Genomic DNA, 25,745 nt, shown 5'->3' on the forward strand with positions numbered 1-25,745 from the left:
AATGTTAGATATGTCATTGAACTTGTAGTATAAAACATTATCAGTATCTCTTTATAGGCCACACAAATCAATGAATCTATTTTTCATTTTCTTCAGCTCCATCTTCTTGCAATACTGAGTATATTCCATTCCTGCTTTATAAAATGCATCCTTTCTAATATCTTCATCAGGATATATTTCTTTTTTTGGTAATCCCCATTTTTTCCTAAGTTCTTCGCTAGAATAACTTACTAAGTTTTCTGGGTGTTCTTCAATTTCTTTTATTGATTTGTGCAAGGACTCTAGGTTCTCGCCTAAGTCCTCCTGCTCATATCCGAAAAATGAAACTTCATGCAGAAAAGAAACAACTACATCCAGCAAATTATCCTGTGTAAGTTTAGAATCTGAAACTAGAAATGATAAAGCCTCTGCCTGTTCCGTAAACTCATATGCATATGAATTTACTTCAGATAAATCTTCTGCTGCCATCAATTCATCAACATGTATTAAACCAACGTCTATCTCTAGAATTGAACTTTCTGTTTGAGACTTATAAACAAACAATACCCCCTGCTTACCTGAATCATTATTGATTTCCATGTTGAGAAGTCTTTCAATAAAGTTCCGGAATTTTTTAGATATTGCATTCTGAAATTCACCTATAGTAGTATCATCCAGTTCTTTTAATTCATGTATAGTAATTGGATGCTCATAAAAATACGCACTTTCAATTGAATTAATATCAAATTTCCTTATAACATCTTGAATATTACTCAATGATTTTGATATATTCTCAATATTTATTTCATTATAGGATTCGCATTTAAATTGACTTTTAACAGTAGCTCTATCTATTGTTTGCCGATGTATACTTTTAATGCCAGAGAGAATTCCCTCCTTGATTAATCTTCCAAGATTGAGTGGCTTGTACCCACAAACATTAGCAGCCAGGTTTAAATGTTCACAATCGGCTGCATAATTTTCAATATTATTATGGTCATGACCATGAATATTTAAACACCATGATAATCCATAGACTGGTTCATGTGAAAGAAGAATCTTGTCCGAGATAAAAAGAGGTCCCTCATAAACCTCATCAAAGCAATCAACATAATCCTTCTTCTTATCATGGTTACCTAACAACAAAATTTTTCTACTCGCCTTTATTCTCTTAATATAGTTGGCCTGCCCTACGTCGCCTAGACATATAAATGTGTCATTCTTCATAATAATGGAATTGATTATATCAATTTGTTCATTAGGACTAATCCAGTTTTCATCCATCAATTTGCAGTCAGCATCATCAAGATGTAAATCTGAAAGTAAATATATTGAGCCTGTTTCTGCCCACTTTTTAAAAGGTTCATATAAACTTGGTATCATTCTACACCTCTCTGCCTAATTATTCGTTCTTAATCAAATATTTATTACTAACCACCTTCATTGAAAGTGAAGCGCTTATTCGTTCACAATAAACAGGCTCCACCGGGCGTATTACAATGCCTTCCTTTTTTCCACCTTTAGGATATTCCCCATCAGCTCTTTCCAATAAGGCTTCAACAGTAGGATACTTTGAAGGTAAGTCATTACCCACTTCTTCAATAGGCACAGTCGATAAATGCAATGTTTTACATATTTCTTGCATTTGCTTAAGTCCTACTCTATTTCCATTTACCCGTATCGTAAATACGTACCACTCAGGTTTAGTTAGTTTTAATCTGTTCTTTTGAATGCCCGGAGCACATAGCTCTCCCTGAATCGTAATTATGTTTAGATTATTAGCCTTATAATAGTCCATTAGTTTTGCTTCAATTCCCAGACTATTTACAAATTCATAAAAAGAACTTTTCCCATCATTCTTGTATTCATAATTGTGTCCTGTTACATGGAAGCCATCATCATCTATAGAAATAGAATGTGATGAACCATCCATCTTGGTCGAAATATAATAATCTAGTCCTTTAAAATCATTGATAAGCTCAGGCTCTGCTTGAACACGTGTCTCGTCTGTGTGTGGTACATCAATTGGCAACTCTCCTATTATGGTTCCACCTGTGGTAATCTTTTCCTCCACTTCCCACTTTCTTACGCCTAGTGCTTCAGACACATCTGTTCCTATCTCATCGCAAGCATCTAATTCATTAAATTGTCCTAATGGCAACAGCAGGCCTTGAGAAATCTGCCCCCTAAACCTCATTGTCTTTAGTCTAAACCCTTCACCTAAGATATCGTTTTTACGATAGCTGCTAATTCTAAGGAATTCAAATTCATCACGAATTGGTAAAAAACTATCTATTTCAAAATATACAGCCAAATCCATTGGCTTAAACTGTCCCTTGTTAACAACACATTGCCATCCCAAAACAAAGGCTAATTCTATTTTGTCAGCACCTTCTATAGGCTCAATCTTCCATATTCTTTGTATGCTTGCTAGTTTTCTCATTATGTCATTCTCCCTTGTAACATTACCAGTCAATAGTCTCGATTCTGCGTGCTTTATCCGATTTCTGGTTCTTTTTTAGTACCAATCCCTTAATATAACTATAATCTTCACTTGTCTTCACTAATACCCAATCATCAAAATAATCATATATAAACTTATAATTCGTCCATATTCTATAACATGGATTACGAAATTTAAGAACATCATCCTTAATGTAAGCTATTCCTTGCGGATACTTAGATTGAATTAAAGTCCGAAAATCCAAATCAACCTTGTAATGATCTTCTAAAATATATGTCGCAACTAGCTGATTTAACATATATCTTTCCTCAAACTCATATTTTTCAGCGTCCAAATGCTTATAAATATACCACAATGGAACTTTAATACGAAATGGTTCTGGTATTACATAATACCAAGTATTATCTAAATCATAAAAATAACCATAGTCTATAAAAGCTATTTGACTAAATATCTCCCTTTCACTTTCTCCTAAATAAAAAGGCGTTCCATCTAGTCTGTGAGTTAATAGTGCTCGTTCTCCCCCATTTTCACTTCCAGGCTTTCCTATTAAGCCTGTCTGACCTAATCCAAAAAGGTACTCTACTAAATCAGCCTCTTCATACCACGACAACAGTCTTAATCCAGCACTTTTAAAATAACCGCCATTGCCACACCACCCATATTGAACTCTGTTCCCACCTTCTAGCCGCCTTGCAATAATACCTATATCGCCCATATTCTGCCTCCTAATAACTCAGTATGTGATATATTTTTCCACAATTAAATTATTTTGTCATTGAACTTGTAGTATAAAGAAAGCCCAGACTCTATAACTCGAGCCTGAGCTTTCTACATCTACAAACATTATTTGTGATTTATCCCCTCAAGAATCTCCCTTAACGTCCTAGGTTCATACCCCATCCATGGCTTCATGCAACCTACATTGATTGCCATTGGATGAGTGTCATGTAAATGACCACAATTAATCTTCATATCACTAAGTGCCTTCAGATACATTTCATCCTCGATGCTGTTATGGGTGTGACCATACAAATGTATCCATCCTCGCCCCATATTTTTCCAACTAAATATTGGATAATGGCTTAACACCAGGTCATAATTTTTTCCATCAAATGAATCATGCACTTCTTTGTAATCACATATTTCCGAAAACAATTGCTGATATCTGTAATCTGACACATCATCATGATTTCCTTTAACAAGAACCTTTTTGCCTTTCAAAGTTGAGACATAAGCTATCAGATTATCCTTCTGACCACGTAAACTCACATCCCCTAGAATATAAACGGTATCTCCATTTGTTATTTTATTATTCCAATGTGTACGTATGTATTCATGCATAGTTGAAACATTGTCAAATGGGCGATTGTCAAATCTAATAGCTGCATTATGAAACAAATGTAAATCACTAATATAATATTTCATCAAAATCTCCTCCAAGTCATTTATACTCTCAGAATATAAACTATACTAAACAAATACTACATATGAGTCAATACTAATAGTATAATTATCATATTATTAATAGACGGAGATGTTACCATGAACGAAAACTACGGTGAACAAATAAAGAATTATAGAATTAATCTTGGCATGACACAGAATCAGGTGGCCACTGAATTAGACGTAACTCCTGGATACATTAGCAATGTTGAAAATGGACGTACTGCCATGTCTCTAAAACTTCTGATTTATTATTCTAAGCTTATGGGAATTACATTAGATGAGCTTATAGGAAATATAGAGCCCGACTATAAAAAATCCGCAATAGATAATGCTTTATGGGATGTTATAAAAACTCTAGACGATGAACAAAAAGAGAAGCTTCTTGAGACAATAAAAATATGGCAAAAACAGTAGACTCAGGCAGTCATCGCACCTTTAATGACTGCCTGCAATGTTTATCCTATCAGGAGTTATCTACAGCTTCAATAAATTCATAACCAATGTTGTAATGATATATCAGCAAAAGGATGATCCTTTATCATAAAGTACAAAAGATTTGCTGTCTATTAAGCCAAACATTTCCTTTATCCACTGGAACAGAAAGCTTAACCTCCTGATCCTTAGTTTCAAATAAAACTATTTCATTTTTCATTGCATAAGCTCCTCTTATATCTAACTTTTATTCTATCGTTTTACGCTTATAAACTCTACTTTGAATTATCTTCCTCCACTACACTCAAATCTTCGTAGTCCTCTAGATAACCGCAACGTCGCAGATAATCTTTCCCTCCATCAACACATACTGCACCGCAAGAACATGATTTAAAATCATGTCTGGATACAGATTCAATAATATCTCCACATTTAAGGCATTTAATACAATTTTTAATTATTACCATCATTTTTCCTTTCCAGTCAATCCCAAATTATTACCGCAAAAGGGAATCTTTTATGTTCTATTATTAACCATCCTCTCTCTCTTGTCATTGAACTTGTAGTTCAGTGGCAATTACTTATTACGGGACAAACAGAGAAAACTCCCACAATAATCTGGCTTCGTCAGATACACCTTTGCATAAATGCAAAGCTCATGCAATCACGATTATTGAAAAACTAATGTTTTCCTATAATCTATCCATTACTAAAAATGATTATAATAATAATAGACCAGTACGAATGTACTGACCCATTGTATGCTCAAGCACACTAGATAATGTAACTAAATTGGAACCATCGTCTCCCTCTGGCGCATTAGTAGCAATGTGCTTTGGATTGTATAAAGTAGTCTCATATAGTCTCAAATTCATATGAGACTGAATGAGACTATAGTGAGACTATGATATTAATTTACTCTAATAAGTCCGACCAAACTGATTAGACGTTGGTTATATTTTTAGGGTATATCAACATATTCTCCTTAACATTTAAAATGGGAATGTACATTGCTACGGCATATACATTCCCATTTAGTGGTTGATTTTTCCGTTGTCTGCTAACCTCCAGCAAGCTCCTTATCAAAGGAAACAAAACAGCCTTCTGCTCCTTTGATTTGAGAATACTCCTGTAATATTCGTTGAATTCTTTCAAAAATCCTTATAAAAAATGCAGTAAAACTTATCTTATATTCCCAATGGATTTAAATCGATAAACATCCCTGTTAAGACACCCAGCCAGCCTACAACAAATATCACAATAATCAATTTGATAAATATATCATCTCTTAAGTGATAAAATTCAATCTTTCCTAATCCTATCAGCAGAACCCATGCGCCAATGATTATGTGAATACATGGAAATAGATTAACTAGTAAAATTCCAGTGTACTAAAAATAAAGATTCCAACAACCAAAAATAGTGTGCCTATCGCTCGGAATATAAAGCCCTCTTCCCAAGGAATATAGGTGTGATTCCATACTCCTGAACGGTAGGAAAAACCTTTATCCCTCAGATAATGTTCTATAATAGAGAACAGTTTTTCCTCGTCATGACCTATATTGGCCCACTCTTTAAACGCAACCTTTTTTCTCCATTTAGGATTTGTAGAAATAGAATATTGGGCTCTTGTTTCTGCTCTCAAAGGCGGCTTGTACATGTCTACATTCACTGTCATCTCACCACCAAACACCATTCCCACTAAAAGCAAAGGAAGAAATACAATATACATTAGTACTTTGAACAGGCCCCAAGTAGCTCTAAAGGCAAACCCAATCATCTTTCCAAACACCATTAAAAATGATAAAAAGAATACTCCCTATTTTTCATTTTTTGCGAAATAAACCCGGCGATTCCCAGTAAAGTCTATATATGTCTTATTACTTCAAATCGTTGTAGGCTGATTGGCTCATTCTCTCCAATGCCGCCCTTTTGTCTGGCAATAGAAATCTGCTGCTTAACAGAGGTCACCCCGTCCAAATCTGGAAGCAGCAAGCCTCTTCTGCCACCGCTGCTAACTATGACACCATATCGTTTAACATCCAATTTATCCGGTGAATCAATGGCCTCTGGCTTGCTTAAAACATCTACATTTATTTCCAGGTCAGGGATTTCTTCCGGGCTGATAGGATTGAATCTGTTGTCCCTGGTAGAGGCGCTGATTGCATTTTGAATAATCTCCTCGGCCACGCATTTAGTGGTAGGAAGAATTGTTCCAATGCAGCCTCGTAAGCGTCCTGCTTTGTGAATAGATACGAATGCCCCTGCCTGAGTTTCCAGCATTTCCTTTGGCAAATCCATTGGAAGCGGCAGCACCTTTTGATTTAGAATGTAGCTCTCCAAGGATTTTCTCGCAAGCTTTACATATTCATCTGATGATGCGTTTGAATCATCTAATGTCTCTCTTAGCTTGGCAAGATAAATGTCTCTGAAATGACGTCTTGCGTCCTCCCCTGCTGGATAAAATGATGCTATGCCATAGCCCACTCCGGTTACATCCTGATGAGAATACACGGTAGCATCTACAGCCATTCCGTCCAGTGCCCCCGCCATAATTACAAACGAACGATGGCCACATTCTGCAGCCTTCTCGCAAAAATCTTCCTTGAAATCAAACATCTCACCAAAAGACGCTCCCTTTGCCACGTCCATAATTTGCTCATCATAAACAGGCCCTTCTTTTGAAAAGCCATATGGTCCGTAGTCCTGCAGTTTGTGGGACAAATCCCCGCTAGCAACGAAAACCGCTCTTCTGCCTGTGTCATTTACTGCCTTTTGAATCATCTGGCCAAGCCGATAATGATCCAGCAGTCCTAGGCCAGATAAACCGATTCTCACAATCTTTCCGCCCTTGTATTTTTTTCGAATAAACCATAGAGGAACCATGGTGCCGTGGTCCAGCTCCGGTTCTCGCTCCCCTAAAGTTCCTGCAGCAAAATCCTCCTCATAAGCAATATCACTAATCGCTTCCACCAGCTTCTCATCGTACTCCTCTTCAAACGAAACTTCCGGCGCATTGAATCTGGCAAATGAGCCTTTCGCTCTCTTTCCTGGAGAAATATGAAAATAATCAGTGTACATAATGCTATGAGGGCTTGTGATGATAATGGTTTCCGGCGCGATTTTTGCTATCTCATCTGCCACCTTCTCATAAGCCTCTGTAGTTTCTTGAATTTGCTTTTCCCCACCTCTTCCAACAGCTGGAACAATCAGCGGTGGATGTGGAACCATAAATGCAGCTTCTATTGCCATAGTCGTCCCCCCTTAACAGTTTCCCGTATATACGTATGTCAAATGCTTTTCTGCTATAGTTTTCAAGTGATATATTTTTTCTACCGGTGTTGCTTCCCTGTCTAGCAAATGAAATCTAGGAAAGAATCTTGATATATGAAGTGGTATGTCCTTATTTAATGAAGCAATCCAGGCACTCAGCTCATCCATTTCTTCATCGGAATCATTTTCCCCTGGAATTATTAATGTGGTCAGCTCCAGGTGGCAATGCTTTGTAGCTTCAGTAATAAAATCCATTACCATCTTTCTATTTCCCTGCAAAACATCTTCATAATAGTGGTCCGTAAATCCCTTTAAATCGATGTTCATAGCATCTACATATTTAAAAAGTTCTTTTACAGTATCAACCTGTGCCATACCGTTTGAAACAAGTACGGTTTTCAGCCCCTTTTCTTTCAACAGTCTTGCGGTATCTAGCACGTACTCATAGTAAATGAGTGGCTCATTATACGTAAATGCGATACCGATATTTCCATTAGCCGTTTGTTCCTCGGCTATCCTTGCAAGCTCTTCAGGCGAAACATAAGCCGCTTCTCTTTTAAAAGATTCTACCTCATTCCCCCAAGAAATATGATAGTTCTGGCAAAATGGGCATCTTAGATTACAGCCATAACTTCCCACCGACAGTATTCTGCTTCCCGGATGAAATCGATTCAGTGGCTTCTTTTCTATAGGATCTAGGGCTATCGACGTAAGCTTCCCATAACTGGCTGGAATGACTTTACCATCCTTGCAGGTTCTTACTCCACAAAACCCAAAGCTCCCTTCGGTAATATTGCATTGTCTGAAACATAGATTGCATTTGGCCATAAGCACCTCAATCTCCCCGTCTCTATTTTTACAGTTTCTTTCACTCTTTGCACCAAAGTGCCTTTGCTATTCGCAAAACTCAAATACTTTATTGTAAAAATCCTTATCCTCTTCAAACAATCCATGGCCCAAACCTTCAAAGATAAGCATTTCACTGTGCTCAATCCCAGCCTTTAACTCATAAGGAGCATCATTTCCAACTGTATTGTCACTGTCGCCAGACATAATATATGTACTGCATTTTATTTTTGATAAAACTGGTCGTGCGTCGAAGTTTAATATCGCATATGCGTTTTTGCAAAACCTGTCATAATTCTTAGGCTTTGTAAATCTGGCCAGAAGTGGTAGATACTTCTTGTTCTTTTCGTTGAATTCATTCGTATAAACTTTCTCCGCAGTATCTAGCATTAGCTCTGTATGAGTTGAATTTTTGGTCATTTCTATCCATTTTGTAACAACACTTTTTATTGTATCGTTGGCGTATGGTGCAGTGACCACAAGAATCAATTTTTCAACTAGCTCAGGATGCTTTGCCGCCAGATATTGAGAAATCATCCCTCCCTGGGATACCCCCATAACCATTGCCCTGTCTATCCCAAGATTCCTCATAGCTATTGCCTGATCATCTGCCATATCTTCTATGGAATACCCCTCTGGAATCTCATCCTTTCTGCTGAACATGTAAACGGTATAATCCTTGAAAAACCTTTTGTAGGAACCTGCCAGAAGCATAGCCTTTCCCTTTACTGTCCACAATCCATCTGACAATCCTGGCAAAACTACAAGATTCTTTTTTCCTTCTCCGAAAGCCACATAATACATGTCTGTATCGCCAACCCTCACGCAACCATTTTTCTGCATTTTTATATTCCCCCATCGATTAGCCTACAATATAATACTGCATCAACTCATATTTAAGCATTGTGCCTTCCTCAATATCAGCAGGCAACAGTGCTCTTGCTACTAGCTTAAGCTCATCTGAATCTATATCTGTTCTCTTTAGATTTGCATAATCCCCATCTATATTTACAACTGTGTAAAACCAAGTTTCCATATCATCTATCTCCTATTTCCTTAAATTATCTTCCTTCTCAAAAAAAGCAGTCGTCAACTGCATATATTCTTCATCAGTACAGGCTTCTCTACACTTAGGCTCAAAAGATTTAGTGACCTGAAAACATTCTTTCATGTTATCGCATGGGTATTCCTGACATTCAGCACATGTTTTGATCCCCTTATCTTCGCAACATTTCACCACCTGATATCTGCACCAGTTTTCAGGCTTACATCCTGTGCATGATATCTCTTCATTTGTCACAAGATGGTCCCGATAGCCAATCTTCATCCAAAGTTCTGCCGTATGTCGTAGTTCTTCATTTGACTTTTCATATGGATGCGCCACGTACCTTGGGCACGCAGCACAATCATTTCCACATGCTGCTATTATCTTCTCCATCTAAATTCCCCCACATACTATATTTTATCTATTTCTAATCTTTCTTACATTGCGATTCATTAGATGTCTTCCAAGAATCCTGAAAACAAATGCTTATATCCTTTTCCATTTTAGTATACAGAACCTAAGGCCAAATTAAAATAATCCACACATATTATGATTTGGTTCTTGATTAAGCATCAATTTTGTTATATATTTCTACTGTTTTCCAAATGCTCATTCGAGCGATAACCCCCCTAATTTTACTATTAGTTAGAAAGGATATTAATGAACATAACTTCATCACAAGAGCAAAGAATTGCCTCTTTAAATTCTGAGCTAGCTAAGATTACCAAGGAACTTTCTAAAGCTCCTAATGGGTCACTTAATGCTGTGAAAACTTCAAATGGTTTCAAATATTTTCAAATAGAAAAGAACCATGGAAATGTAAAAAGAACTTACATCAAAAAAGAAAATATCGAATTAGCAACCGCCCTTGCCAAGAAGCGATATAACAAGGTTCGCAAACACGAAATCGAAAATGAGATAGCTTCTATTAAACAAAAAATAGATAGAACTCCCAAAATCTCATCAACAGATCTACTCTATAACGTTCCAGGCTATAGCAATCTGCTTCAAGCCCTGCTAAATCCTAATTACATAAAACAGCAGAAATGGCTATCCCAGCCTTATATACATAATAACAAATACCAGGAAACGCTTCGATTTAAAACATCTGCTGGAATCACCGTCAGATCTAAATCAGAAACTCTTATAGTTCGTGGATTATTAGATTATAATATTCCATTCAAATATGAATGTGGGCTCGAGATTAATGGAACTATATATTTCCCAGATTTTACAATATATAAAGCTTCTGAAGACAACGAATTAATCTGGGAACACTTTGGAATGATGGACAATGCTGAATATAGATTCAATGCAATGAACAAACTTAATAGTTATATCAATAGCGGCTATGTTCCAGGGCATAATCTTATATGTACCTTTGAAACTATTAATTCACCGCTTACTGAAGATATTATTAAGAAAACAATTGAAGCTTACTTGCTAGACAAAAAGGTATAACCATCTATAATTATTGCTCTTAGTTATACCTTTTTGACTTCAATACAATGTCTCATCGCCCACAAAAAGGTATAACCCACCATAAATTTCCGCTCTGGTTATGCCTTATCGACTTCAATATAATGTCTCATTGCCCACCAAAAGGTATAACCTCACGTTAATTCCCACTCTGGTTATACCTTTTTGACTTCAATATAATGTCTCATTGCCCACCAAAAGGTATAACCCGACATAAATTTCCAAGCCAGTTATACCTTTTTAGTTTCAATATAGTGTCCCATAGCTCACTAAAAGGTATAACCACCTCCCATATCAGCCCATGATTATACCTTCAAAGAAAAAGACCGCCACAATGATATGTACCCTATTTACTGGACAACCAGTAAGGAGGTTACATTTCAATCTAGGCGTCCCCGGAGGTACTGGTCTATGTAAGATTCTATTTATGATGATTCGATATTATTCTTCAGCATGCTCTGTCTCTTTTTCTTTCTTTTCTTCTTTCATGATGTCATAGCTTTTAACTGAGAAATATCCTATAAGAAGAAATCCTGCAATAGCTGCGAGGACATTTAGTCCACTTGGGAAAATGTGAGCGATACCACATAATAATATTCCCAAAATAAATAAAGTAAATAACTTCTGCTGCTCTTTTGATAATTTCATTTTTATATCCTCCAATGTTGTTTTCGTTTAAATGATTATTTGAATAACAGAATGAGTGCTGCACCTATACCACCGCAAACCACTGCAGCTATAACGCCTGACAGTATTGCAAATAAAGCTTTTTGATAAGGTCTTTTTGCCTCTTCTCTTATCTGATCTTCTTTAGAAAGCGCCTCTCCCTTTGTAAAAGCTACAATCTCCTTATAAGTTTGGACATTATACTCCTTTTTGCACTTTTCAATTCTAGTGGCAAAATACATTGTGCAAGCAAACAGCAATACAAATGGTATAAAAAACCAAAATCCGGTTGTGAATGCCAATACTGGCGTAGAGATAAGAAGTGCCACTATAGAAATCAGCATTCCTATCGCGTAGGTATTCATCTTGTTAATATCTGCCTGCGTTTGTTCTGTGATGATTCTTTCCATCTTTTCAACATCTCCTTTTAATAGTTGGTCTACGGAGACATTAAAGATTTCACTTAGGAGCAATACGCTCTGAATATCCGGATAGCTTTTGTCATTCTCCCAGTTTGAAATTGTCTGTCTTGAAACAAATAACTTTTCAGCCAATTCATCCTGGTTAATATTTTGTGCTTTCCTTAATTCTTTGATTCTGTTCCCAAGTTCCATTCTTATGTCTCTCTTTCCACCTCAGAATACCGAGATATTGATTTCGTTGCCATCAAAAGACTTTGACATTTACGCTTTTTAGCCATGTCAAAATCTTTTTACATGCCGTAAAATAGGCATTTCTACGCATTTTTATAATCTTACCATATTACGAATGCTAAAAAAATTAGGTGGTCATATTTTATGGAAATAAATCTTCTGTCCTTTAGCTTTACAATCAGCCGGAGACATTTCCTCAAAAGATGTTGACACTAACGTTACGTCATAGTTTATTGTATAATTACCACGGAGGGAAAAACAATGATGACAGTAAATGAAGTAAGCAAACTAGCAGGAGTGAGTATACGCACACTGCAATACTATGATTCAATTGGACTACTAAAGCCGACAGAGTACACTGAATCAGGGTATCGACTGTATGACGATGCAGCAATGGAACGTTTGCAACAAATTTTATTATTCAGAGAGCTGGAGTTCCCGTTAAAAGAAATTAAGGAAATCGTTACGCGACCTGATTTTGACAAAAAGAAGGCCTTGGAGCAACAGATTGAACTTCTTACGATGAAAAAAGAACATCTGGAGAACCTTATAGATTTCGCCCGTGGAATACAAAACGGAGGAAAAAATATTATGGATTTTACAGCATTTGATACCAGCAAGTTTGAGGAATACACAAGAAAAGCTAAAGAGCAATGGGGAGACAGCAAGGCTTTTTCAGAATATGAACAGAAGTCAGCTTCCCGCTCTAAGGATGATGAGAAAAAGCTTTGGAGCGATTTCATGAAATTATTTGAGAAAAGTGGCAAGCTTAAGGATTCCGATCCTAAATCTGCCGAAGCTCAGGCTATGGTAAAAGATATCCAAAACTACATCACCCAGAACTTCTATAAATGCACCAATGAAATCCTTGCAGGTCTTGGTAAGATGTACTCTGCAGATGGCGAGTTCAAAACAAACATCGATAAGGCCGGCGGAAATGGTACTGCTGAATTTGTCAGCCGTGCTATTGCAGAATATGTAAAGTAACCAGGCAGGAGGCACATGCCTCCTGTTCCCTAATGATTAATTTTTTCTAAGTCACTTTGACATCATTGTTTTTTCTAGTTCCTCTTTAGAATGATGATGACCATGCTTATCATCTGTAACATAGTGACTATGATCGTGAGAGTGTTCTATTGTATGGGTGTGCGTGGAACCATCATGTGTGTGTACGAAAGTGTGTTGATGCAGATGAGCATGATGCCTGATCAGAGTATCAGCCACAACAAGCGATGCTCCTGCAATCATAACAATCAAAGCAATCAGATACATCCTCGACAGGTGCTCATTTAAGAATACAAACGATAGAAATGAACCCACAAATGGGGCTACTGCATAATAGGCACTGGTCTTTGCCGCGCCCAGTGTATTCTGTGCACGCACGTAAAGAAAAATACTTAATCCGTAAGCAACAAATCCAAGGAGTAATGCCCCTGCTATGTATCTATATTCAGGCAGAAATTCCTCTTTAATCAATGCTATCACAAGAGAGCCAAGTCCTGAAAAAATCCCCTTTAACATGACAATATCATAGGTATTTTTAGTAGAAATCTCCCTTGTGCAATTGTTTTCAAAGCCCCAACACACAGTTGCAAGAAGTACAAACAAAGAACCATAGGATAATTGAAAACTTCCAATACCTTCAAATGAGAGAAGTATACTCGATAAAGTTATTAGAAAAATCGCCGCCCATAATCTTTTTGATATGGCTTCCTTAAAGATAACCAAAGCAATAACTGAAGTCGCCACAATCTCAAAGTTTCCAAGTAGTGATGCATTGGCTGATGATCCATAGCTAATTCCGAGCATCAAAAAAATCGGTGCAGCAATATCAAGTACAATCATACCAATAACGTAGGGCAAATCCTTCCTTGACAGCTTTTGAGATTTTTCTCTATCCCTTTTATTAAATAAAGCCAATATTCCTATACCAATTCCTGCTCCCAGATAAAGAAGCGCCGCCATTGATGTCGGACCGACATTCTTGATCAAAATTTTGGAGAACGGAACACTAACGGCATAAAAAACAGCCGCTAGCAAAGCATAGATAATTGATTTTGCTTTGTTCATAATTTTCTCCCTACAAAATTGAAGCTATACCACTGTATATCCTTCAGCAGCCAATACGTTCAATGCACGCTCAAAATTTTCTTCTTTTACAAGAATATAATCTGTGTTATATGTCGATACTGCAAAGATTCCAATTTTGTGCTCTGCAAGAATGCCTGAAAGTTTTGACAAAATTCCTATTAATGAAAATTCAAGAACTCCTTGAATACGAAAACCTCGCCATCCATCATCTCGTTCCACCGTATTTATAGGAGTATCTTCTGTTTTACAAACTAACGATACCTCTTCATCTGTCTTACCAATAAAATAAAAATCCCACTCTAAATTGATACTTGATACCTCAGTTACCTTACAGACTGTTAGTTTACAATCTATTCTCTTCAGTTCCATCTATGTTCTCCCATACAAACTGCCGATTTGCCATCGTCTATAAAACTGATATTTAATGAGCCCCCGGGACGGAGTTATCCTTTTAACAGCATGTCAAGGAGCAATTAAGCCCCTTGGCATAGATAGTATTTACTCAATAGGGAAACAAGCTTCCGTTACATACTCATCAGGATTCTGTGTCTGTGCAGGACTCACATGATAGATATTAAACATAGAACCATTTATTTTATATCCATTAGATTTGATCCATGACGCCACAGTTGCATATGCCTCACCCATCTGGTCGTAGCTGCCTTTAATAATACAACTTGCAACTTTTACTTCAGGAAGAGTTTTAAACTTCACATGTTCTGTATCGTTATAAGATCCACTCACTGTCATCCACACAATGATTTCAACATTTTCTTCCTTGTACTCGGGGTCAAGAAACTCAGCCGCCGCAAGACACGGGTCTGCCGGCACAAGATCCTTGCATTCACTCATCATTGTATTCCAAAGCATTCCTTCATCCTCATAGTGAGGAACCACCATCTGAACCGTGGCAGCATATCTCTCAGGTATTGTTTTTACAGTTACATCAAAACTCATATTCTGCTCCTTCCTCAGCCTCTTTCTGGCTGTTTCCAGAAGCATCAGTTTGTATTCCGTTTCTTTGGAAAGCTTTGAGAGTTCCTTCTGCCTCTCTGACAGAAAAGCATCCATCTTTTCTTTATCATCATAGCTGTCAAGGATCTTGATAATATCCGCAAGGGTAAAGCCCATATCCTTGAGTGATGTGATCCTTCCGATGGTAAAAAGCTGTTCCTCGCGATAATAGCGGTACCCGGTAAAATTATCGATTTCAGCCGGTTTCAAAAGTCCGATATCATCATAGTGACGTAACATCCTGATGCTTACTCTGGATAGTTTTGAAAATTCGCCTATTTTAAGCATTTGTTCCTACCTCCATGGATGTTTTTCTCTTGAGCTCACTACAACGATAATCCCTCACATAATGTGAGAGTCAATATACTTTTTTTATATTTTCATAAAATGTAAAACTGGAAGTTATTTTTTCTTTGTCAATTATCCCGCAAGTTATTTTCTAAGTGATGTATGTACCATTACTGAATCACCATTCTGAAGCCCAACACTTTTTAATGCACTTACTATATCTGATTTAATGATAGTCTTCATACTCCCCCCTGTTAGACATTTTAAACTGGAAGCTTTATTCCAGATTCAAAGCTTCTCTTATAGCACTTTCATAATTTTTGTCTATTAGTATCACTTGATCACCTGTCCGTCCAAAACCTTCTATATTCTTCTGATTATCATTTTTTAACCAAACAGTAGTACAATCAGAATCATCAAGTCGGGTTTCGATGTCCGAACCATGATTCCGTATATCATCAAAATGTGCATCAATATACACATCCGTCATTGCCAGACAAATGAACTTAATTTCGGCCAAATAAGCATCATCGAAATCCTTCCGCCAATCGTAAGGAATATAACAGCCCTCCACAATAAGATTTTGCTTATTTTCTATCGCTGTCTTAATGATTTCTCGAACAATCGGCCAGAGATAGCAAGTGAGATCATCGTCATCCTCAGGAGTAAGTTTCGTATTTCCACTTCTGATCAAACCCATCTTCAGATGATCGACTGATACATATGGATATTTGTATTTTTCAAGCATCCGCTGAGCAAGAACAGTCTTGCCGGTATGTGACGCCCCAGTAATAATAACAATCATAATTCAAATACCTCTTGTCGGTTATCCTGAAATACGATTTACCTCTATAAATACCGATTTGTTAATTTCACTGCCTTTAATTATACAGAATCCTTAGTCTTCACGAAATACCAAATCTATATTCCTGATAACAAGATACATCTTTCTAGTACTGCCAATTTCTCTTCTGGCGAGCAGTAAGTTCAACATCAGCTCCTCTAACGGCAAGTTCAGCCTTTAACGCATCCTGGAAACCTTCTTTGAAACGTTCATAATCCATATTCAATTTTCTCCTTTTCTTTGACAGTTTTAATAGAAACACCGGTGCGCGCTTACCGGTTTCGGATAACAAAAAAGCGCCACACACGACCTTGAGGGTTTGGTCATGTGGACGCTTAAATCTGCTTCCTATTCTTCTGCAAAAGAAAAACAAGTGAGGGGCTTTTGTAATATGGTTGCAATATCACCATCAATACATATACTTCTATCTGCAATTTCCTCTGGGCAGAATGATTCACCATAATTTAAGCAGGCATATACCGCTTTTTCATTTGCCAGCGTCATCTGCCAAAATGGATACTTTATGATTACGGGCGTATTAGCTCCTACTCCCAGCTCAAGATAAAGAACATGAAGATTCTCATGTCTACGAATAAAATCAGAGTATGCTGCAGATGCCCTATGCCATCCTTCATCTTCGACAAAAGAATCATCAGCTCTCAAATTCATAGTCATATCAGAGCCGTCATCAGGGCACTTTGGAATCATCTTAGAAGGAATCTCCATCAGTAGCTTACCGTCAATCGGTACCTGAAATACTCCCTGATCATCTCTTACAAACCCTTGTGCTTCCATAGCTTTCATTACCCACTCTTCATTATCAAAGGTTTTCTGAATATCAAGATTCACGCTCTGAAACAAACCATAATCACCCTGAGTATAGAACAGTCTTTTCTTGTCAAAACCTGCTCTTTGAAACTGGTGATCTACATTTGTTGTGATAACAAAATAATCCTTATCGGAAACTATCTTAAGAAGATCCCTATACACTGGCTTTGGAGCATCAATATATCTGTTAAAATAAATATGTCTCGCCCACCAAGCCCAGCGGATTTCTTCACTAGGAAACGGATAGAATTCTCCTGAATATATATCTCTTATTCCAAATCTTTTGGCAAAATCATAGAAGTATTTCTCAAAACGTTCTCCACTATAAGTCAATCCAGCAGATGTAGATAGTCCGGCACCTGCGCCAATGACAATGGCGTCTGCTTCCTTGATTTCTTGCAAAAGCCTTTTTATTTGCTCTTCTTCGCTTCCTTTACCATAGGACATGCTTCTAGTAAAGTATCTCACAGCATTCATTCCTTTCTCTATAGTTTCCTGATAACCATTAGGAATATCATCATATAAGTTTTTCATAAATGGCCTTATCCTCATCTTTGAAAACATTGAATATCACCCTTTCTACCTTACCAGGATTTTCACGAAGCCATTCTGACACAGTCTTAAAGGCAATCTCAGCTGCTCTCTCGTTAGGAAAATGAAATACCCCTGTTGAGATACAGCAAAATGCAACGCTCTTAAGGCCATTTTCAGCACACATATCCAAAGTGTTTCTATAGCAGTTCTCCAAATCCTTTTCCAATTCAGGAGTAAGTTTGTACTGAACAATTGGTCCTACTATATGAATTACTTTCTTTGCTGGAAGATTATAAGCTTCAGTAAGCATTGGAACGGCGGTCGGCTGTTCATAGTCTCTTCCATATCTGGTTCGAAGTTCATTCATCTGCCTGTTGCACTCAGCTCTTAATTGCACTCCTGCAAAAGTATGAATACAGTTATCTATACAGGTGTGCATCGGAACAAAACAACCAAGCATCTGCGAATTAGCGGCATTAACAATAGCATCCACCGAAAGTCTTGTGATATCCCCTTGCCAGATAGAAAGTCCATCCCTGATAACCGGGATGTCTGATAGATTCACCACACCCTTTTCAGCCGCTCTTTCCGTCAGATATTCATCCTGTACTTTCATTACCTCAGAGGACAATTCTTTTGGCATACGGATGTTCATAAGCGACCTTAAGATTCGTATTTTATCTTCCGTACTATTTGGAGTCTGTAATTCCTTATATTCATCTGAATCTGCCTTGAACTCTTCTACAAGATAATCAAGACGTTCTTCCTGTGTTGATTTTTTAGCCTTAGTTTCCATATTCCACATCCTTCTAAAAAAGACTCTGAAGTAAACACCTCAGAGTCTCATTGTTAAGCTTCTTTTGCCAACAGTTCCTGCATTCCGGATCTTAAATCATTAAGAGTGTATTTTTTCATCTCTGATTCCATCGCTTCCTGGATGCTTTTCAACTTATCATCCAAAAGTAAATGGATATTCCTACCAACAGGGCACTCTGGATTTGGTGATTCATGGAATCTAAATAAATCTCCATCCTCCAAAGGCTCAATTGCCTGATACACATCATAAAAAGTTATGTCTTTAAGATCTCTTGTAAGCTCTATTCCGCCTGTTCCTCTGATAACATTTATTAGTCCTGCGTTCTTAAGCTGAGTAAGTATCTTTCTAACGATGACAGGATTCGTATTTATACTGGCTGCAAGAAAATCGCTCGTTACCTTGTGTTCATCTTTAAATGTATCTACACATGTAAAAATATGAAGTGCAACCGTAAATCTGCTTGATATCTGCATTTTTAATCTCTCCATTCCATTTCGGTCGGTGCAGAACAATCGTCCACTAGACGATTTGCTCCCTCCTGTCACCATTTTACTTCGTGGCAGATGTAGTTGCAATGGTTACATTAAAACTTTCCATTTTCATTAGCCCATGTAGACTTATCAGCTAATGTCTCCATTACATCCCAGTGCTCTGCGATAAATCCGTTCTCAACACGAAACAGATCATAGTAGGTTGTAGGTACACCGCCAAAGGTTCCTTCTGAGCAGGCAAGAGCATAATCTCCATCTGCAAGAACCATATGAGTCTTGTTATAAACCATTGAGATTCCCTGCTTAGCCATAGCTTCAAGTGCAGCTCCAAGACCTGAAAGACCATCTGCAATTGAAGTATTATGCTGGATATATTTATCTCCATCATAGTAAGAAGTGAGCTTGTCAGGATTCTCCCCACGAAGTACATCGCCTACAAATCCGGCAACAACATTACGTGTCTCTTCCTTGTCTACATCTTTCTTCTCAAGAGTTCCATCAATCTGAGTATGTCCTGAAGGATTAGGAGCTGCCTTGTCTGCCAGATTATCCCAGTGTTCTGCAATCTTACCGTCTGCATCAAAGCGGAATACATCAAATCCGACCTGCTCTCCTGCTCCTGCAAAATTATATACTGTCTGAAGGAAAACCTTATCTCCATCCTCAAATGAACGAATGTTATTAACTGTTGTTTTTACAGGTGCCTGTGCAAGTCCTTCAACTGCTGCGACAAATGCATCTGCCCCTGTTCCAAATGCGAGGTTATGCTGAATATAACCTGGTGCAAGAAGTTCTTTTGCCTTTGCTGTATCTCCTGATACGAATGTTCCGATGAGTGCTAATGCTTTTTCCTTATTTGTCATAATTATTTTCCTTTCTGGGCTCTGCCCTGCGAGGTAATTATCCTCGAATGTTAAAAAGTTCATTGTTGTAACCATTGTGATTGCATCCGATGGTGTTAATATAGCACCGTTTCGATGTAATATCAATGATTACATCTAAAATTTTTCAAAAAAATTTTCTTCGACTTCCTCCCTTCCAAACTTTTGCAATCAAAAAGGACAGCCCCTGCGTAGAAAGACTGCCCTTCAATAACAATATTCAATTTTAGAATCTATAATTGTCAAACTTAAACATAATGATATTTATTTCTATATCGTAACAAGCAAAATAACGAAAACACAAATGCCAGTCCTTCAGCCACAACGATAGCTGTCCACACTCCATTCAGTCCAAAAAATACTGGAAGAATCAGTACCGCTATTACCTGGAACGCCAAAGTCCTAAGAAATGATATGGCCGCCGATATTACTCCATTATTAAGTCCTGTAAAGAATGCCGATGAGAATACACTCCATCCAACAAATAAGTATGCAATGGAATAGATTAGAATTGCATGATGTGTCATCTCATATAAGGAAACATCATTCTTCGCAAATATGCCAGCCAAAAATCCTGCAGCCAAAAGAGATACAACTGTCATAACGATACATGCACCTGCCACAAGTTTGATGCTTCTTTTGAAAACATTTTTAAGCTCATCATAATTTCCAGCACCAAGATTATATCCTGCAATAGGAGCAACTCCCATGGAATACCCCATGAAAATACCAATAAACACAAAGTTCGTATACATGATAATACCGTATGCGGATACACCCTGCTCTCCGGCAAATTTCATCAGCTGAAAATTATAAAGCATGTTTACAATCGACATGGATACATTAGAGCAAAATTCCGAAGAACCATTCACTACCGCTTTACCTAAAGCTGAAAAATCGATTAACGGCTTCCCTAGTCTAAGCTTCGAACCATTAGGTCCAAAGAAATAAAATAGTGGAACTAAACCACCAATAAACTGCCCAATAATAGTCGCAAGTGCTGCGCTCCAAAGTCCCCAGCCTAAGAATCCCATGAAAACTGCATCCAGAATCATATTTGTAATACCGGCAATCAGTGTAATCTTAAGCCCAAGCTGTGGTCTTTCCGCTGTAATCATAAAGGATTGAAAACAGTTCTGAAGCATGAATGCTGGAAGTCCAACAAAAGAAACCCTGGCATAGATAATGCAATATGGCAACATCTCATCACTTGCACCCAAGAGCACCGCCACCTGCGGTGTGAAAATAAATCCAACGACAGAAAGCAATATCCCTAATCCAAGTGCCGTATATATGATAAAGGAAAAGATACCATTTGCCTTTTTCTCTTCTCCAAGTCCTAATGTCAATGCTACTAAAGCGCTTCCACCAGCACCAAACATAAATCCGATTGCAGAGAAAAACATGACAAATGGAAAGATTAGGTTCAACGCTGCAAAAGGTGTACTACCTACATAATTTGAAACAAAAAATCCATCCACGACTGTATAGATGGATGCAAATATCATCATTAACATGGATGACATAGTAAATCGAATCAAGGAAGAATAAGTAAAATGATTCGACAATTCTATAGCATTATGTTTTACTTTTTTTCTAAAAATACTTCTCACAAATACCTCTCTAAACCTCTAATTTATCACACTCATCCTTGAGCATGTCTAAATATCTTGTGTACAAATCGATAAAGATTTTCCTCTCTTCTAGCGTCCAGGAGTTAAAGATCCTGTTTTCCATCTCAATTAAAATACTAATCTTCTCATCAATAATTTTTCGTCCTTTTTTTGTCGGGATAAGCTTTTCATTCTTTTGACCAGACAAAGGCTGAAGAATTCCATCATTAATCATCTTTTTAATTGCAGAATTGATGGTCTGCTTGCTGAGACCTGATAAACTACAGATAGCCTTCTGGGATACATTTTCATCAACTGCCACAGAATACAAAACAATGGATTCCGTATCCGTCAATCCCAGCTTGCGATTGATTTCGTGATATACATTTGAAATTTCTCCATAAATGGCATCAAACTGATGCATTGTATTATCCTGCTTTTGCATAGTACCTCCTTAGTCCGATTTCAGACTTTTACATTTTAGTCCGATTTCAGACTTTTGTCAAGTCAAAAAATAAGAGACACCCTCAATGGTCAACTTTTATAATAGCGTTTACAATCTGGCGTTCAAGAACCGCCACACAACATCTTCTCAAGCAGTGATAGAAGCAGTTTTTTAGCAGTAATGCATCCCGTATATCGATAATGCGTATTCAGGATGCATAGCGTTAAATATTTTTTCATCCCAAATACCAAAATCTTACCTATGGGATGCATTGCGCTAAAAATTATCTAAAAACTCATGCATCCCTAAATCTCAAAACCGGCCTATGGGTTGCATTTCTCTATAATCCTCTCTTAAAGCTATGCATCCCAAAACAAATAAATCGCATTTGGGATGCATAGCTTCAAACAGGCTCCATTATCATTCATCCCAAATCTATAAATTTCCTATCTGGGATGCATTTTTCTCCCTAGCACTGTCCAACTCATCACTTTTATAACAAATTTGAACATAAAAAGCCTCACGTCCCTACAAAAAAATCCAGGTCTTCCGGAACTGGAAAACCTGGATTTAAAAATCTAATTATGTTACTTCTACAAATAATCTCAGATTACTTGTTAGCAATAGCTGCCTGTGCTGTTCTGCAAACCTACGACACTTTTTGCAATCCCTAAAAAGGCTCTATCACCTATTGGGATTTCGCATTCAGCTATACAAATCATCTAATGTTAGCAATGATACCTTCTCAGCATCAGCGTTCTCAACAACCCACTTAGAAAAACCTGACAAAGAAAAATACATATACTGAACTTCCTCGTATTTTCTATCAATGAGCCCCTTTCTGTTCATCAGGTCTTCATAAACTGGCTTATCTATCTGTTCATTTTTGAACTTGCACTCTCCAAGAATTGCCTTCTTTCCAATTTCATCAATTCCTACAACATCAATATCCGTTGGAATACGATCATGTCCCATCCCCCACCATTTTCCTACATTTGTAGTCATGCATTTCAGCTTTCCATCTAGCCCGTGTGAAAGAACGTAATATCTACACATATCTTCAAAAATCTCACCCATGAAATCATGCAAATTGTTCTTCACGTACGTATTATAGTAAACTTCTCCGCGGTTCATCTCGATGGCCGCACGCCCCTTAGGTATGAATTTATACCAAAACCGATACATGCCATCAACGATTTCATAGTTAACCTTCTTTTTGTTCTTTTCATCTGTTATGGCGGAAACTTTTGCCAAAACTCCAACTGTAGTAAGATTCTTTATAGTATATGAAACAGCAGCGGTCGACTCATGTACTTTGTCAGCAATTTCATTTACTTTATTTGCTCCACCTGAGCACGCCTCAATCACTGTATTATATGTGTTAACCGTTCGAAACTCTTGCATAAGCAAATTGTATGGTTCTTCATAGAGGTAACCGGATGGTTTAAAAAAATTATTAATTAGATTATCATCTAACGAAACAGAGTCATCAAAAAGTGTTAAGTATTTTGCGACTCCTCCGGTTACACCAAATACAACAGCCTTTTCCTCATTATTGTAGTTAGGCACGAATTTAGCAGAATCCAGATAATCAAATGGTTTTAAAAAAATTTGATTATCACGTCTGCCAAACAGTGGGCTCTTTTCACTCAAGATCTTTTTTTCCATAAAACTAATTGCAGAGCCACTAATAATAAGATATATATTTTTCTTACTAAGAATTGAATCAATCGCACCTTGAAATCTTGATAGAAAAGACTCGTCCACTTCGGCAATATATGGTATTTCATCCAAAGCAATTACAGTTTTTTCATCCTTACAACTATTACCTACAAACTTAAAGAAGCCTTCCAAATCCGAAAACTCCACACCTTCCATCTCTGGTACGATATCAGAAATGAATTGTGCACTCCACTTTTTAACATTATCTTCTAAGCTAGATTTTGCTGCTATATAATATGACGCGCTCTTATCCTTAATAAATTCTGTGATAAGGGTAGATTTACCTATACGTCTGCGACCATAAATAACAGTCATTTGGAAACCTGGCTGATTATATGTTTCCTCCAGCACACTCATTTCATGTTCTCTTCCTATAAACATAGTTATTTCTCCCGCTAATAATTTTCTTTACTAAAACTAATTTTGTTAAAATATGTTTTATTAAAAATAATTTTAGCATAGTATCCATAGATGTCAATGTATACTTTTATCCACTTATAATAAAAGAGTGTCCGAAGACCCTCTAGACTAAATAAACCTTTATTACCATTTCTCCCACCAAACGAAAACGTCGATGAGCTCCATAATTAATCGCGCAGCTCTTATTAATAAATGCTTTTGGAATCTCATACCTATTCCATATTCAGTTGTATCTTCCCTCGGATTAAAACAATCCGGGAATTGTCGTTGCCGTACCCCTCAAAAAGGTTTACACCGCCCCATACACCAAGGCCTGTGCCAAGTGCGATAACAAGTGTCTGTAATACTGTGATTGCTGAATTGAAAAATGCCATTTTGCTCTTCTGGTCCGGGTTTCGCTTTCTTCCTAAATGGCTTCATCATCCATCTCTTAATCTTCCTCCATGCCTTCTTACACCAGGATCTGATCACCCTAAATACCTTCATCATCGTACCTTCATTCGGAAGTAGCTTCTCCCGAATTTTCCTTTCTTGAAAATGAATTGATAGTTACGCTCATGTCCATTCCTTGCGCTAAAAATGGGCATAATAATAGACCAGTACAAATCAATCTGGGCGTCCCCAGAGGTACTGGTCTATGTAAAATTCTTATTCGCTTAACATATCTGCATGATCAAAACTGTAAATAAGATAATCGGAGTTCCTATTATTAGAAGAAAAGATGTAAGGCAACCTCTTCCTGATGGTTTATTAGGACCGCCACCTTTTTTATCACCCTCATTCTCTTCATCTTCAAGAATGATTTCTGTAAGGATTAAATCTTCCAAATCCAATTTGCCATTGTTATTAAAATCCATAAGCTACTCCTTTGTGAATTCAACCCACTTATCAGTTTGACTAAGATTTGAAACTTTATAATTAGCACCAAGCCAACCAGCAGCATGTGAATGCCCCATATCATTATTTGACCACCATTCTTTAAATTTATGAGCACTCTGCGGAAGTTTAAATCCTAATATTTCTTCAATAGTATCAAAAGAAAGTCTGATTACTGTTTTTCCACAAGTTTTAAGGTAATCAGCCAAAACATCATATTTAGACATATAATCACCCCCAAATTATAATTTCTAATAGGCGTTTGCAAAACGCCACAAGCCGCGTAAATGCGGCATTTTTTGTTAACTAAAAAAGAATAACTCCCCACTGATATGGTACAATAGAATTGACGAGAAACCACTGTACTAACCAAGAAAGGAGTTATTCTGATATATATGATACCATATAAACAGCTTTCTTTGGCTGATATTTATTCAGACTGCCAAGATAAACTTGAAAAAGACAAGCCTGCGTTTCTGGCTCTATTAGAAACCTATATCAATCTTGATGAAATTATCCCGATTTCTTTCAGAAATCATTTCTATGCATCAACGGGCAGAACCCGTAAATACCCTTTGCAAGCGCTACTTTGGGC

Annotated in this window: 30 protein-coding genes and 2 pseudogenes; 4 read left to right on the forward strand and 28 right to left on the reverse strand. The window is 37.3% G+C overall.

Annotated features, from left to right (window positions below):
- Positions 1-51: 51 nt before the first annotated feature.
- The 4 genes from BLV53_RS02595 to BLV53_RS02610 all read right to left on the reverse strand — a co-directional run bounded on the left by BLV53_RS02595 (position 52) and on the right by BLV53_RS02610 (position 3,871).
- On the reverse strand, positions 52-1,362 hold the full coding sequence (locus tag BLV53_RS02595; RefSeq protein ID WP_090296646.1) for a DUF6557 family protein: 1,311 nt from the start codon (positions 1,360-1,362) through the stop codon (positions 52-54).
- A 19-nt stretch (positions 1,363-1,381) separates the two neighbouring features.
- Positions 1,382-2,422, reverse strand: a complete 1,041-nt coding sequence (locus BLV53_RS02600; protein ID WP_028235823.1) for an RNA ligase family protein — start codon at positions 2,420-2,422, stop codon at positions 1,382-1,384.
- A gap of 22 nt (positions 2,423-2,444) precedes the next feature.
- Positions 2,445-3,161 (reverse strand): hypothetical protein, encoded by a 717-nt coding sequence (locus BLV53_RS02605; RefSeq protein WP_090296649.1) that lies wholly within the window; start codon positions 3,159-3,161, stop codon positions 2,445-2,447.
- Between the two features lie 128 nt (positions 3,162-3,289).
- Positions 3,290-3,871 (reverse strand): metallophosphoesterase family protein, encoded by a 582-nt coding sequence (locus BLV53_RS02610; protein WP_090296651.1) that lies wholly within the window; start codon positions 3,869-3,871, stop codon positions 3,290-3,292.
- Positions 3,872-3,988: 117 nt separating this feature from the next.
- Here BLV53_RS02610 and BLV53_RS02615 point away from each other — a divergent pair, with 117 nt between their 5' ends.
- On the forward strand, positions 3,989-4,306 hold the full coding sequence (locus BLV53_RS02615) for a helix-turn-helix domain-containing protein (protein ID WP_090296654.1): 318 nt from the start codon (positions 3,989-3,991) through the stop codon (positions 4,304-4,306).
- A 293-nt stretch (positions 4,307-4,599) separates the two neighbouring features.
- Here BLV53_RS02615 and BLV53_RS17790 read toward each other — a convergent pair whose 3' ends face one another.
- From BLV53_RS17790 to BLV53_RS02650, 8 genes are all read right to left on the reverse strand, one after another.
- Positions 4,600-4,794: a DUF7695 domain-containing protein gene (locus BLV53_RS17790; protein WP_330400065.1), complete on the reverse strand. Its 195-nt coding sequence runs from the start codon at positions 4,792-4,794 to the stop codon at positions 4,600-4,602.
- A 249-nt stretch (positions 4,795-5,043) separates the two neighbouring features.
- The gene (locus BLV53_RS16950) at positions 5,044-5,199 is read right to left on the reverse strand and encodes a hypothetical protein (protein WP_170830731.1); all 156 of its coding nucleotides are present in this window, start codon (positions 5,197-5,199) and stop codon (positions 5,044-5,046) included.
- A 497-nt stretch (positions 5,200-5,696) separates the two neighbouring features.
- On the reverse strand, positions 5,697-6,056 hold the full coding sequence (locus tag BLV53_RS02625; protein ID WP_170830711.1) for a hypothetical protein: 360 nt from the start codon (positions 6,054-6,056) through the stop codon (positions 5,697-5,699).
- Between the two features lie 134 nt (positions 6,057-6,190).
- Entirely contained in the window at positions 6,191-7,576 is a 1,386-nt protein-coding gene (gene amrA / locus BLV53_RS02630) for an AmmeMemoRadiSam system protein A (RefSeq protein WP_090296658.1), read from the reverse strand.
- Between the two features lie 12 nt (positions 7,577-7,588).
- The gene (gene amrS, locus BLV53_RS02635) at positions 7,589-8,425 is read right to left on the reverse strand and encodes an AmmeMemoRadiSam system radical SAM enzyme (RefSeq protein WP_090296661.1); all 837 of its coding nucleotides are present in this window, start codon (positions 8,423-8,425) and stop codon (positions 7,589-7,591) included.
- Positions 8,426-8,491: 66 nt separating this feature from the next.
- A complete protein-coding gene (locus BLV53_RS02640; RefSeq protein ID WP_090296663.1) occupies positions 8,492-9,286 on the reverse strand; it encodes an alpha/beta fold hydrolase in 795 nt (264 codons plus the stop codon).
- 19 nt (positions 9,287-9,305) lie between these two features.
- Positions 9,306-9,479, reverse strand: a complete 174-nt coding sequence (locus tag BLV53_RS02645) for a chorismate--pyruvate lyase (RefSeq protein WP_090296666.1) — start codon at positions 9,477-9,479, stop codon at positions 9,306-9,308.
- Between the two features lie 12 nt (positions 9,480-9,491).
- Complete coding sequence (locus BLV53_RS02650; protein WP_090296669.1) at positions 9,492-9,881, reverse strand: DUF3795 domain-containing protein; 390 nt, start codon at positions 9,879-9,881, stop codon at positions 9,492-9,494.
- A 267-nt stretch (positions 9,882-10,148) separates the two neighbouring features.
- On the opposite strand from BLV53_RS02650, the gene BLV53_RS02655 reads away from it, so the two are divergent.
- A complete protein-coding gene (locus BLV53_RS02655) occupies positions 10,149-10,949 on the forward strand; it encodes a hypothetical protein (protein ID WP_090296672.1) in 801 nt (266 codons plus the stop codon).
- A 459-nt stretch (positions 10,950-11,408) separates the two neighbouring features.
- On the opposite strand, the gene BLV53_RS02660 is transcribed toward BLV53_RS02655, so the two are convergent.
- A complete protein-coding gene (locus tag BLV53_RS02660; RefSeq protein ID WP_090296674.1) occupies positions 11,409-11,615 on the reverse strand; it encodes a hypothetical protein in 207 nt (68 codons plus the stop codon).
- 35 nt (positions 11,616-11,650) lie between these two features.
- Positions 11,651-12,247 carry a helix-turn-helix domain-containing protein gene (locus tag BLV53_RS02665; RefSeq protein ID WP_026488959.1) on the reverse strand — a complete coding sequence of 199 codons (597 nt, stop codon included), beginning with the start codon at positions 12,245-12,247 and terminating at the stop codon, positions 11,651-11,653.
- Positions 12,248-12,547: 300 nt separating this feature from the next.
- On the opposite strand from BLV53_RS02665, the gene BLV53_RS02670 reads away from it, so the two are divergent.
- Complete coding sequence (locus tag BLV53_RS02670) at positions 12,548-13,273, forward strand: MerR family transcriptional regulator (protein WP_090296677.1); 726 nt, start codon at positions 12,548-12,550, stop codon at positions 13,271-13,273.
- 51 nt (positions 13,274-13,324) lie between these two features.
- Here the strand turns inward: BLV53_RS02670 and BLV53_RS02675 are convergent, their stop codons facing one another.
- The 14 genes and pseudogenes from BLV53_RS02675 to BLV53_RS02740 form a co-directional block, all read right to left on the reverse strand.
- Positions 13,325-14,356, reverse strand: a complete 1,032-nt coding sequence (locus tag BLV53_RS02675; protein WP_090296680.1) for a DMT family transporter — start codon at positions 14,354-14,356, stop codon at positions 13,325-13,327.
- 24 nt (positions 14,357-14,380) lie between these two features.
- A complete protein-coding gene (locus BLV53_RS02680; protein ID WP_090296683.1) occupies positions 14,381-14,746 on the reverse strand; it encodes an ACT domain-containing protein in 366 nt (121 codons plus the stop codon).
- A gap of 129 nt (positions 14,747-14,875) precedes the next feature.
- Positions 14,876-15,679, reverse strand: a complete 804-nt coding sequence (locus tag BLV53_RS02685; protein ID WP_090296687.1) for a MerR family transcriptional regulator — start codon at positions 15,677-15,679, stop codon at positions 14,876-14,878.
- A 277-nt stretch (positions 15,680-15,956) separates the two neighbouring features.
- The gene (locus tag BLV53_RS02690) at positions 15,957-16,484 is read right to left on the reverse strand and encodes an ATP-binding protein (protein WP_090296688.1); all 528 of its coding nucleotides are present in this window, start codon (positions 16,482-16,484) and stop codon (positions 15,957-15,959) included.
- 387 nt (positions 16,485-16,871) lie between these two features.
- Positions 16,872-17,885, reverse strand: coding sequence for an SIR2 family NAD-dependent protein deacylase (locus BLV53_RS02695; RefSeq protein WP_090296691.1), 1,014 nt, complete (start codon positions 17,883-17,885; stop codon positions 16,872-16,874).
- Positions 17,869-18,681, reverse strand: a complete 813-nt coding sequence (locus BLV53_RS02700) for a protein-ADP-ribose hydrolase (protein ID WP_090296692.1) — start codon at positions 18,679-18,681, stop codon at positions 17,869-17,871. Before BLV53_RS02700 ends, BLV53_RS02695 begins: the two co-directional genes overlap by 17 nt.
- Before the next feature lie 53 nt (positions 18,682-18,734).
- Entirely contained in the window at positions 18,735-19,175 is a 441-nt protein-coding gene (locus BLV53_RS02705) for an Rrf2 family transcriptional regulator (RefSeq protein ID WP_090296695.1), read from the reverse strand.
- A 110-nt stretch (positions 19,176-19,285) separates the two neighbouring features.
- Positions 19,286-20,056: a nuclear transport factor 2 family protein gene (locus BLV53_RS02710; protein ID WP_090296697.1), complete on the reverse strand. Its 771-nt coding sequence runs from the start codon at positions 20,054-20,056 to the stop codon at positions 19,286-19,288.
- A 266-nt stretch (positions 20,057-20,322) separates the two neighbouring features.
- Positions 20,323-21,687, reverse strand: a complete 1,365-nt coding sequence (locus BLV53_RS02715; protein ID WP_242879025.1) for an MATE family efflux transporter — start codon at positions 21,685-21,687, stop codon at positions 20,323-20,325.
- A 10-nt stretch (positions 21,688-21,697) separates the two neighbouring features.
- Positions 21,698-22,132, reverse strand: coding sequence for a MarR family winged helix-turn-helix transcriptional regulator (locus BLV53_RS02720; protein ID WP_090296701.1), 435 nt, complete (start codon positions 22,130-22,132; stop codon positions 21,698-21,700).
- A 705-nt stretch (positions 22,133-22,837) separates the two neighbouring features.
- Complete coding sequence (locus BLV53_RS02725) at positions 22,838-24,235, reverse strand: ATP-binding protein (protein ID WP_090296704.1); 1,398 nt, start codon at positions 24,233-24,235, stop codon at positions 22,838-22,840.
- Between the two features lie 299 nt (positions 24,236-24,534).
- Positions 24,535-24,648 (reverse strand): annotated as a pseudogene (locus BLV53_RS02730) (Maff2 family mobile element protein); the annotation flags it as partial.
- A gap of 282 nt (positions 24,649-24,930) precedes the next feature.
- On the reverse strand, positions 24,931-25,131 hold the full coding sequence (locus BLV53_RS02735; RefSeq protein ID WP_090296709.1) for a hypothetical protein: 201 nt from the start codon (positions 25,129-25,131) through the stop codon (positions 24,931-24,933).
- Positions 25,132-25,134: 3 nt separating this feature from the next.
- On the reverse strand, positions 25,135-25,377 hold the full coding sequence (locus BLV53_RS02740) for a DUF7662 domain-containing protein (RefSeq protein ID WP_090296711.1): 243 nt from the start codon (positions 25,375-25,377) through the stop codon (positions 25,135-25,137).
- A gap of 168 nt (positions 25,378-25,545) precedes the next feature.
- Between BLV53_RS02740 and BLV53_RS02745 the strand changes: the two are divergent.
- Positions 25,546-25,745, forward strand: a pseudogene (locus tag BLV53_RS02745) (ISNCY family transposase); the annotation flags it as partial.

This window comes from Pseudobutyrivibrio sp. ACV-2, assembly GCF_900107545.1.
In the GTDB taxonomy this organism is placed as follows: domain Bacteria; phylum Bacillota; class Clostridia; order Lachnospirales; family Lachnospiraceae; genus Pseudobutyrivibrio.